The organism is Moraxella sp. K127 (genome assembly GCF_015223095.1).
In the GTDB taxonomy this organism is placed as follows: Bacteria; Pseudomonadota; Gammaproteobacteria; order Pseudomonadales; family Moraxellaceae; genus Moraxella.
Genome location: NZ_JADFBZ010000024.1, coordinates 33,259 through 43,066 on the forward strand (window position 1 = coordinate 33,259; position 9,808 = coordinate 43,066).

At 45.5% G+C, this 9,808-nt stretch carries 10 protein-coding genes; 1 reads left to right on the top strand and 9 read right to left on the bottom strand.

Going from position 1 to position 9,808, the window contains the following annotated elements:
- The 7 genes from IM753_RS06820 to glmM form a co-directional block, all read right to left on the bottom strand.
- Entirely contained in the window at positions 1–510 is a 510-nt protein-coding gene (locus IM753_RS06820; protein WP_065254969.1) for a hypothetical protein, read from the bottom strand.
- Positions 511–542: 32 nt separating this feature from the next.
- Positions 543–722, bottom strand: a complete 180-nt coding sequence (locus IM753_RS06825; RefSeq protein ID WP_065254970.1) for a hypothetical protein — start codon at positions 720–722, stop codon at positions 543–545.
- Positions 719–1,048, bottom strand: a complete 330-nt coding sequence (locus IM753_RS06830; RefSeq protein WP_065256328.1) for a metallophosphoesterase — start codon at positions 1,046–1,048, stop codon at positions 719–721. The genes IM753_RS06825 and IM753_RS06830 overlap by 4 nt, the downstream gene beginning before the upstream one ends.
- A 2-nt stretch (positions 1,049–1,050) precedes the next feature.
- Positions 1,051–1,704: a pyridoxamine 5'-phosphate oxidase gene (gene pdxH / locus IM753_RS06835; protein ID WP_194108972.1), complete on the bottom strand. Its 654-nt coding sequence runs from the start codon at positions 1,702–1,704 to the stop codon at positions 1,051–1,053.
- Between the two features lie 173 nt (positions 1,705–1,877).
- Entirely contained in the window at positions 1,878–2,237 is a 360-nt protein-coding gene (locus IM753_RS06840; RefSeq protein WP_194108973.1) for a hypothetical protein, read from the bottom strand.
- Entirely contained in the window at positions 2,234–2,482 is a 249-nt protein-coding gene (locus IM753_RS06845; protein ID WP_062498464.1) for a hypothetical protein, read from the bottom strand. The genes IM753_RS06840 and IM753_RS06845 overlap by 4 nt, the downstream gene beginning before the upstream one ends.
- Positions 2,483–2,859: 377 nt before the next feature.
- Complete coding sequence (gene glmM / locus IM753_RS06850; protein WP_065256325.1) at positions 2,860–4,215, bottom strand: phosphoglucosamine mutase; 1,356 nt, start codon at positions 4,213–4,215, stop codon at positions 2,860–2,862.
- Positions 4,216–4,533: 318 nt separating this feature from the next.
- Here glmM and IM753_RS06855 point away from each other — a divergent pair, with 318 nt between their 5' ends.
- Positions 4,534–7,497: an insulinase family protein gene (locus tag IM753_RS06855; RefSeq protein ID WP_065256324.1), complete on the top strand. Its 2,964-nt coding sequence runs from the start codon at positions 4,534–4,536 to the stop codon at positions 7,495–7,497.
- Positions 7,498–7,550: 53 nt separating this feature from the next.
- Here the strand turns inward: IM753_RS06855 and trpC are convergent, their stop codons facing one another.
- Both trpC and trpD read right to left on the bottom strand, forming a co-directional pair.
- Complete coding sequence (gene trpC / locus IM753_RS06860; RefSeq protein WP_065256323.1) at positions 7,551–8,369, bottom strand: indole-3-glycerol phosphate synthase TrpC; 819 nt, start codon at positions 8,367–8,369, stop codon at positions 7,551–7,553.
- 245 nt (positions 8,370–8,614) lie between these two features.
- On the bottom strand, positions 8,615–9,676 hold the full coding sequence (trpD, locus tag IM753_RS06865) for an anthranilate phosphoribosyltransferase (protein ID WP_194108974.1): 1,062 nt from the start codon (positions 9,674–9,676) through the stop codon (positions 8,615–8,617).
- Positions 9,677–9,808 lie beyond the last annotated feature (132 nt).

The following is a 9,808-nucleotide window of genomic DNA, read 5'->3' on the forward strand; positions in this document are numbered from 1 at the left end:
TCACTCCAAACTCACAAACACCAATTCAGGACGGTTAAACAAGCGTGGCACTCTTGTACTTTCTCGTGCCAAGCCTTGACTGACGATAAATTTGGTGTTATGGTCATTGACAAATTCATACAATCCGCCTGCATATTTGGGAAATAGCCCTTGATTGGGAGCGTACACGCCATTGATGACAAACGGCACTCGCCATTGTCCACCATGAGCATGACCTGCCATGATAATATCAAAAGGGTAATTTAGATACGTGTCAATATGCTCGGGGCGGTGGGTTAATAGAATGTGGACGTGATTTTTATAAATATCATTATTTAAATTATCCGTTACTGTTTTTAAATCCTTATCAAATGCTCCGCCGTCTGGGTCGGATATGCCGTGAATGACAACATTGGTATTTGGCACGGATATACTTTTGCCATGAATGATTGATACGCCATGAGCGTGGATTTTATTGATGACTTTGTTATAATCTGCACGGCTTAGCCAATTTTCATGATTGCCGTCCACATAATAAGTTGGGGCAATATTGGGTAATTGGCTTAGGGCGTGCTGAACATTGATAACATTCTTATAAAATAAGATGAAAATTTAACGCTTTTATCAATTTTTGCATGAAAAATGGCTAAATCTTGTTTTTCTGCGTCAAAAACTTGTCTGATAGAATAACTATCAGCCTGCGTTTTTTCCTTGAAAAACGTGCGATTTTTCTCATTTTTCATGGCAAATACCAATATTCAACACGCCCTAATAATTCATCGGCATTATCAAAAGGCATTTTGTCATCATAAATATCCCCGCCCAATAATATCACATCGGGCTGTTTTTGTTTTAAAATATCTATTAACCATTTTTGATTATCACCATAATAACAAGCGTGTAAATCGGTAATTAGGGCGATGTTTAATGTTTTATCGCTCTGATAGCCAATATCATCAAATTGATAATCCACCACCTTTAATAAATTACTATAAATAATCACGGCAACTATCATCAATAAAGCGATGACTATTCTTATCATCGCTTTTTTGTATTTATTAAAAAACATCATCACGGCAATATCCGCTCACGCTCCCAACCCTTATCGCCCTTATGATATACAATGCGGTCGTGCATACGGTTGGCTCGCCCTTGCCAAAATTCTATTTTATCCACCAATAGGCAATATCCGCCCCAAAACTCGGGTTTGGGGATATGTTCGCCAAACTGCTCGGATAGCTTGGCAAAATCACTCTCCATAATTTCACGGCTCTCTACCACGCCACTTTGGGGGCGACTGACCCATGCGGCAAGCTGGCTGTCTTTTGGGCGGGAATGGTAGTAAGTCTCCGATTTATCATCAGATAATTTGACCACACGCCCAGACGCTCGCACTTGGCGTTCTAGCGTATGCCAAAAAAACAAGGCTTCGGCAAAGGGGTTGTCCGCCAAATCCTGCCCTTTGTCGCTGTCATAATTGGTATAAAAAATCATCTGAATGTCGTCATCATTAGGGACAATCTCACGCATAAGCAAGGTACGCACGGACGGACGCATATCCGCCCCACAGGTGGCAAGGCTAAATGCATAGGCTTCGCCAATTTGCTCGGATATGGCGTCATTTATCCATTTTTGGAGTAATGGATAAGGGGTGTTGCCAATGTTTTTTTCAATCAGTTCGTCTTTTTCATAGGACAGACGACTGGCACTAAAATCAATTCCCATAGTGATTACCTTTGGTTGATTATTAAAATTTCGGCATTGTTAATCAACAACACCTTTGGATAGATTTGTAGGGGCAAATTGCAATTTACCTTATATAAATATTATTTTTTGGCGAATGTCATTCGCCCCTACACACTCATATTGCAAAATCACCTTGGTTGAATAATACCAATTTATAATTTATCTATACTTGGCAATTCAAAAGGCGGGTGCGTACTAATATCCACCAGTACAATTTCATCATCAAAGCGTTGATAATGTAAAATGTATTCGCTTGTCATATCGCCAAACTCGCCCACATAATTAGGTATGCCGATATGATAATGCCAAAGACAGTATTTTTGGGCATAATCAAAATTAGCTCGTTCTTTTTTGGTATGGGGATTGGTTGGAATAGATGATTTATTACGACCTTGCAGACCATGCAAGCCGTGTTGTTGAACTTGTTGGACAAATAGAGCGATTTTTATACGGTCTGCGTGTGAAAGTAGAGCAAGTTGTTCGTCAAAGGCAAGACTTGTTTCCACTTTCATCTTGCACCACCCAGCCAATCTGCCAACTGTTCTACGCTGTCAAAATGAGGCACAGGGGTAGAACCGCTTTTGATTGATTTATCCAATTTCTTAATATCAAAATGATGTTGATAAAACCAATCATAATAAGCGTCTTCATCATCTTTGGCAAAAGTGGATATAAGCAATTCATCAACCGTCATACCTGCTTGTTCGGCTCTGGCGGTAATTAGCTCTATGGTGGTTGGGGGTAGGTCTAATATCATGGATTTTCTCTTTTTAACTATTAAAATGATATTTTTATTTGCAGTATTGTAGAGTGCGTGATATGCACCTTACCAATTAGTATATTTTGAAGTTAAATCATTATAAAATACCATTGTTAAATCACAAATGTTTTAAAATTAGATATAGCCAACAAACTTGATATTTACCACAGTATTTGTAGGGACGTGCTGAGACACCACTTTTTATAGGCGTGCACAGCACGCCCCTACACTCAAACGTCATTACACTTGTGTTAATTTTAAAGTTTCTTGGGTGTATACAGGAGCGAATTGCAATTCGCCCTTGTGTTAAATTTACCATAGGGCAAATTCAATTTACCCTACACACCCATTTCAAATTGTCTATGATTTAAAAATCACCCCAGCACCGCCTTTACCTTGTCCGCCAATGATGTTGCCAATGTTTGTGCCGTATCGCCATTTTGGGCTTCAACCATGACCCGAATCACAGGCTCGGTGCCTGATTTACGAATTAATAGTCGCCCTGTGTCGCCAAGCTCGCTCTCGGCTTGGGCGAAGGCGGATTTTAGCTCGTCATTGTCATAAGGGTCGCTCATTTTGGCTAGGCGGACATTGATGAGCGTTTGGGGATATGGGGTATAACCCTTTGTTAAATCGGATAATTTTCCGCCTTTTTTGACCAAAATCGCCAGCACCTGCAAGCCTGCTACAATGGCGTCCCCTGTGCGTGATTTATCAAGGCAAAGAATATGCCCCGATGACTCTCCGCCAATGGTGTAGCCGTGTTTTTCTAGCTCCTGCATGACATAGCGGTCGCCCACTTTGGCACGGACAAAGTCAATGCCTTGATTTTTAAGCAAGTTTTCAAGTGCCATGTTGCTCATGAGCGTGCCGACCACGCCTTTTGGGGTTTCGTCTGCCCCATTGGCAAGAATGTACAAAATGCTGTCGCCGTCCAAAATTTGTCCGTTTTCATCCACCATAACAATGCGGTCGCCGTCGCCGTCTAGGGCAATGCCTAAGTCTGCTTTGTGTTCCAATACCAATTTTTGCAAGGTTTCGGGGTGGGTTGAACCACAGTTGTCGTTGATGTTGGTGCCGTTTGGCGTGTTGGCGTGGGCGATGACGGTTGCCCCAAGCTCACGCAAGACCCGTGGGGCAACGCTGTACCCTGCTCCGTTGGCACAGTCAAGGGCGATGGTTAGCCCACGCAGGTCGTATTGGTAGGGGAACGAGCCTTTGCAGTACTCAATATAACGCCCCTTAGCGTCATCAATGCGGTAGCTTTTGCCAAGCTCGGTGGGGTAGTGTTCAAGGCGTGAGAGCGTGTCGCCATGTATCATCTCGTCCAATTTGGCGTTAATGGCGGATTGGGTGTCGTCTGAGATTTTTTTGCCTTCGTCTGAGAAGAATTTTACGCCATTGTCGCCATAAGGGTTGTGGCTTGCTGAGATGACCACGCCCATGTCGGCATGAAAACTTCTTGCCAAATGAGCAATGGCAGGTGTTGGCAAGGACCCAAGCAAATGCACGTCCACGCCTGCCGAGTTAAATCCTGCTTGCAAGGCGGATTCAATCACATAGCCCGACAGACGAGTGTCTTTGCCAATAACCACGCTGGGTCGTCTGTCTGTCGTGTTTTGGGCGGTCAAAACCTGCCCTGTGGCATAACCCAATCTTAGTAGAAAATCAGGGGTAATGGGAAATTGTCCAAATGCCCCACGAATGCCGTCTGTACCGAAGTAGCTCATGATGATTGCCTTTTTAAAATTAAAAAATGATAACTTCATTCTCAACTTAAAATGGTAGCTTGTTGATTGTTCAATAACCATTTTTGGGTTGTAGGGGCGAATCGCTATTCGCCCTTGATAAATCAACCACTTATATAAAGTTGAGAATGGGGTAAAATTATAAGAAAAGATAACCCTAAGTATACCGCCAAATTAGTCCTTGTTCAACGTCTTTTCGGTTAATCATAAAAACAAGAATTTTTATCAAAATTTACAAAAGCCTTGTTTAAATTGCAAATTTTTGCCACAATATAGCATTTTTTCATCACGGAACCATTCATGACAACATTTAACCTACACCCTGCCTTTACCCTAAAATCCCAGCACCACATAGAAGCTCTTGACATTACGGTGCTACTTTGTGAGCATACCGCCACAGGGGCGACCCATTATCATCTGGCGTGTGATAATGACGAAAACGCCTTGATGATTGGCTTTGCCACTCAGCCCATGACTTCTCGTGGCGAAGCTCATATTCTAGAACACGTTGTGTTGTGCGGTTCACAAAAATACCCCGTACGAGACCCATTTTTTAGCATGATTAAGCGGTCATTGCAGACTTTTATGAACGCCATGACGGCAAGTGATTGGACGGTGTATCCCTTTGCCAGTCAAAACAAAAACGATTATTTTAACTTATTGTCCGTCTATCTTGATGCGGTGTTTTTCCCCAACATTCACGAGCTAGACTTTGCCCAAGAAGGCATTCGTTTGGAGCTTGATGAACAGGGCAAACCTGAATATCACGGCATTGTCTTTAATGAGATGAAAGGGGCGATGAGTGGCGAGATTGACCAGCTTTACTACGCTTTGGCACCGCACCTGTATCCGGCCACGACTTATCATTATAATTCAGGGGGCGACCCAAAAGAGATTGTCAAGCTCACCCATGCTGATTTGGTCAATTTTCACAAGGCTCATTATCACCCGTCCAATGCCATTATCATGAGTTTTGGCGACATTGACGTGGCGGACATTCAAGCGCGCCTGCACGATGATGCTCTAGTGCGTTTTGATGACAACGAAAAGCCGTCTCGTGGCAAAAAGTTCGTCTCCATGACCGAGACTCGCCTAAGCACACCAACCCAAGTTTATGACACTTATACCGCCGACGTGAGTGGCGAGAAAATGACCCATAACGTGCTAGCGTGGCTACTGCCAAGCATTACCGACCCCAAAGAGCGTTTGGCACTTCGCCTTATGGAAGGGGTGCTGATAGAACACGCAGGTTCACCCCTAAGAGCGTATCTTGACAGCTCGCCACTTGGCACGTCTGCAAGCCCGCTTTTAGGTCTAGATGACAGTCATTATGAAATGGCGTTTTATGCAGGCGTGCGTGGCTCGGAGCGTGAACTTGCCGATGACGTGGAAAACGGCATTTTGGAGCTACTTCGTTCTGTGGCGGAAAACCCCATTGATAATGAAACCATACAGACCATTTTACATCAGATAGAGTTAGACCAACGCCACATCGGGGGCGACAGTATGCCTTATGGCTTGACGCTCATGCTTGAAGGGTTTGGCACGGCACTGCATGGCGGTAATCCTGTGGATATGTGGGAGATTGATGAGCATTTGTCGTGGCTGTCCGAGCAGGTCAAAGAGCCAAACTGGGTGCAAAATCTCATCAAAACGCACCTAATTGACAACCCACACCGAGTTCGCTTGACCCTATCGCCTGATAAAGACAAAGCCCAACGCCTGATAGATGACGAAAAGGCAAGTTTGGATAAGCTAAATGCCACGTTAAGCGATGACGATAAAGCGGTCATTCGTCAAAAATCTGCCGAACTTGCCACACGCCAAGCTCTGATAGATGACGTGGATATTTTGCCAAAAGTGGGGCTAGATGACATTCCCCAAGCGATAAAATTCGCCCACGCCAACAAACAGCCGATAATCATTGGGCAAGACGAACGCAAACTCTACGAGTACCATGCAGGCACCAATGGGCTGTATTATTATCAAGTGGTGCTTGATTTAAATGATAATTTAGACATTTTAAATAATCCGATATTGCCTTTATATTTGGGGCTGTTGTCCGAATTAGGTACGGACAACTATGACGCACGCACGTTCCAAGCGGTACAAGCGTCCGTCTCATCAGGCGTTACCGCTCGCATTTCACAGCGTACCGACCGCCATGATAAGGATAAAATGACAAGCTATCTCGTGCTGGCGACCCGTGCCTTAGCCCGTAAGCCTGAGGCGGTGGAGCTGGTGAGCGACGTGCTAAACAACACCATTTTCACCGAAACCGACCGCATGAGTGAGCTGTTACAGCAAAAACAAGCGTCTTGGCAATCACGCCTATCAGCAAGCGGACACAGCTACGCCATTCAGACCGCCAGTCGGAGCATGAGCAAATTATCATCGCTAGAATACCGTTATTCGGGCTTACCTGCCCTGTCGGCATTAAAGGCGTTTTTAAAGCAAAGCGAAACCGACCAAGCGGTTTGGCAAACGCTATCAGCACGCCTAGCCCAAATCCACGAGCAAATACAAAACCTACCCCAAGACGTGGTTTTGGTATGCGAGGCAGACAAGGCGGACGAGTTAAAGGCGGTAATAAAAGACGTGCTAAATACACCGCATAAACCTGCCAAATCGCCTGTCGTGGCAAATGATACACTGGCATTTGATGAGCTTGCCAAGAGCGATGACAACAAAGACATCGCATGGCTTATCGCTACCAACGTCTATCATAATGCCACTGCCTATCCTGCGACCACATCAGGGCATGAGGACACGCCTGCCTTGACGGTGCTGGCTCCATTTTTAAGAAATGGCTATCTGCATTCGGCAATCCGTGAAAAAGGCGGGGCGTATGGCGGTGGGGCGAGCTTTGATGCCAATTCGGCAAGTTTTCGCTTTTATAGCTACCGAGATCCGCACTGTGTGGCGACTTTTCTTCATTTTGAAAAGAGCATTGACTGGCTACTGGACAACGACCATGACGCTGATAAGTTAGAAGAGGCGATTTTGGGGATTATCGGTGGCATGGACAAACCTGCGTCCCCAGCAGGCGAGGCGGTCAAGGCGTGTTTTAGCGAGCTACACGGTCGCACCAAAGAAATGCAAGAGACCATACGAGCCAAGCTCTTAGCGGTAACGATAGACGACCTAAAACGAGTGGCACGCACCTATCTAAAAGACAAGCCCCATGTTAAGGCAAGCCTTGCTCCGCTTGAAAAAGAAAGCCAAATGGCAGAGCTTGGGTTTGATTGTCATAAGATTGGTTAAAGTTAATGAAAAACCCCATGCCGTGCGGTGTGGGGTTTTGGTTTGTGTATTATTTATACGCTTTTTAACAGATTTTGTAACGCAAGCCCTGCATTATCCGTTTTCATAAATTGCTCACCGATGAGGTAGTGATGAATACCATGCGACTGCATCAGGTGTACATCGTCCGCCCCATGAATACCACTTTCACTCACGATAAGAGCGTCATCGCCCACATTTTCACGCAAGGTCTTGGCAAGGCGAATGGACGTGTTCAAATCCACATCAAAGGTGTTAAGATTGCGGTTATTGATGCCATAAATGTTGTGGGTAGATTTGGGCAATTTTAACGCACGGATTAGCTCATCTTCATCATGAATCTCAATCAGCACGTCCATGCCAAGTTCTATCGCCACCTTGTGCAACTGTGCCACCGTCTCATCATCAAGGCACGCCATGATAAGCAAAATACAATCCGCCCCAAGCGTGCGACTTTCATAAATGTGGTACTCATCCACCATAAAATCTTTACGCAAGGCAGGCAAATTGCAAGCATTTTTGGCTTGGATAAGATGGTCATCATGTCCCAAAAAATACTCACGGTCGGTCAAAACAGACAAACAAGTCGCCCCTGCCGTCTCGTAGCCTTGGGCGGTGGCAACGGGGTTAAAATTTTGGCAAATCACGCCTTTGGACGGACTTGCCTTTTTTATCTCGCTAATCACGCCAATTTTGCCTTGTTCTACCGCTCGTAGGGCTTTGGCAAACCCACGCACGGCAGGGGCGGATTTGGCTTTTTGTTTTAACTCGTCAAGGCTGATTTGAGTGCGAGCTTGGGCGATTTCTTGGTGTTTGGTGGCAACAATTTTTTGTAAAATGGTGGGTGTGGACATGGTTTTTCCTTTTAAAATTTTGGCTCTGGTTCAAAAAGTATGCTACAAGGAAAACCGCTCGTGGTGAGCTTGTCGAACCATAACGGTTTTCCTACCCTTCGACAAGCTCAGGGCGAACGGAAAACCTAATTCAGCATACTTTTTAGACTACTACCAAAATTTTTTAAATTTGAAAATATAATTTGGGCGAATTGCAATTCGCCCCTACATTGAAAATCTTTAAATGTACGTTTGGATAATAAAAATCAATGATTAAACGTTTGGGTAAATGCCACAAATTCCTGCATTTTTTGCCATGCCTTGCCACTTGCTAGGGCTTGTTTGGCAAGGGCGACACCGTCTTTAAAGCTGTCTGCTTGCCCTGACAGATACAGGCTTGCCCCTGCATTTAGGGCGATGATGTCGCACGCCTTTTGGGTGCGTGGGTCGGTTTGACCTTGTAGGGCGGATTTGATAAGGTCAAAACTTTCATCAGACGAACCAACCAACAAACCGTCCAGCGACTGCATGGCAATGCCGACATCGGTGGGGGCGATTTTAAAGGTAGTTACCTTGCCGTCCTTGTATTCGGATACGGTTGTGGGCGTGGCAAGACTTATCTCATCCAAGCCGTCATCAGAATGCACGACCCACACATGGCGACTGCCAAGTTTGCCCATGACGTGAGCAAGTTTTTCGCACAACGCCACATCATAGACCCCAAGCAAGGTGTTTGGGGCGGACGCAGGATTGGTCAAAGGCCCTAAGATATTAAAAATCGTCCGCACTTTTAACGCCCCACGCACCGCCTTGGCATGACGCATGGCAGGGTGATGATTGGGGGCGAACATAAAGCACACGCCCGTATTTTTGGCACAGTCGGCGACTTGGCTTGGGTCAAGGGTGAGATTCACGCCTGCACTTGTGAGCAAATCGGACGCACCCGAACGGCTTGACACGCCCGTGCTACCGTGCTTGGCGACCACACCGCCACAGACCGCCACCACGAACATGGACGCTGTGGATACGTTGAACAAATTCGCTCCGTCTCCGCCTGTTCCCACAATATCCACCGCATTATCCACGCCCAAAGTAACGGCATTGGCAAACGACCGCATGACTCGAGCAGAAATGGCAATCTCGTCCACCGTCTCGCCCTTGATACGCCATGCCGTGATAATGGCGGACAGTAGCACATCAGGGCATTTGCCTGTCATGATAAGAGTCATGAGCGTGGCGGTGTCGTCATCGCTTAGGTTTTCGCCATTGATTAGGGTGTTTAGGGTGTGTACTAAAAAAGTGTGAATGTCGTGGTCGTTGTCTAACATGGGTTTCCTTTTAAATGTTTGGCTCTGATTTAAAAAGTATGCTATTAAGAAAACCGTTCGTGGTGAGCCTGTCGAACCATGACGGAAACCGACCCTTCGACAAGCTCAGATACCATGATACCCCACCTAAGT

Excerpts from the sequence above, each read along its gene's own strand:
- IM753_RS06830 (WP_065256328.1), bottom strand. The coding sequence starts at position 1,048 with ATGTTTTTTAATAAATACAAAAAAGCGATGATAAGAATAGTCATCGCT.
- IM753_RS06845 (WP_062498464.1), bottom strand. The coding sequence starts at position 2,482 with ATGATATTAGACCTACCCCCAACCACCATAGAGCTAATTACCGCCAGA.
- glmM (WP_065256325.1), bottom strand. The coding sequence starts at position 4,215 with ATGAGCTACTTCGGTACAGACGGCATTCGTGGGGCATTTGGACAATTT.
- trpD (WP_194108974.1), bottom strand. The coding sequence starts at position 9,676 with ATGTTAGACAACGACCACGACATTCACACTTTTTTAGTACACACCCTA.
- IM753_RS06825 (WP_065254970.1), bottom strand. The coding sequence starts at position 722 with ATGAAAAATGAGAAAAATCGCACGTTTTTCAAGGAAAAAACGCAGGCT.
- IM753_RS06855 (WP_065256324.1), top strand. The coding sequence starts at position 4,534 with ATGACAACATTTAACCTACACCCTGCCTTTACCCTAAAATCCCAGCAC.
- pdxH (WP_194108972.1), bottom strand. The coding sequence starts at position 1,704 with ATGGGAATTGATTTTAGTGCCAGTCGTCTGTCCTATGAAAAAGACGAA.
- IM753_RS06840 (WP_194108973.1), bottom strand. The coding sequence starts at position 2,237 with ATGAAAGTGGAAACAAGTCTTGCCTTTGACGAACAACTTGCTCTACTT.
- trpC (WP_065256323.1), bottom strand. The coding sequence starts at position 8,369 with ATGTCCACACCCACCATTTTACAAAAAATTGTTGCCACCAAACACCAA.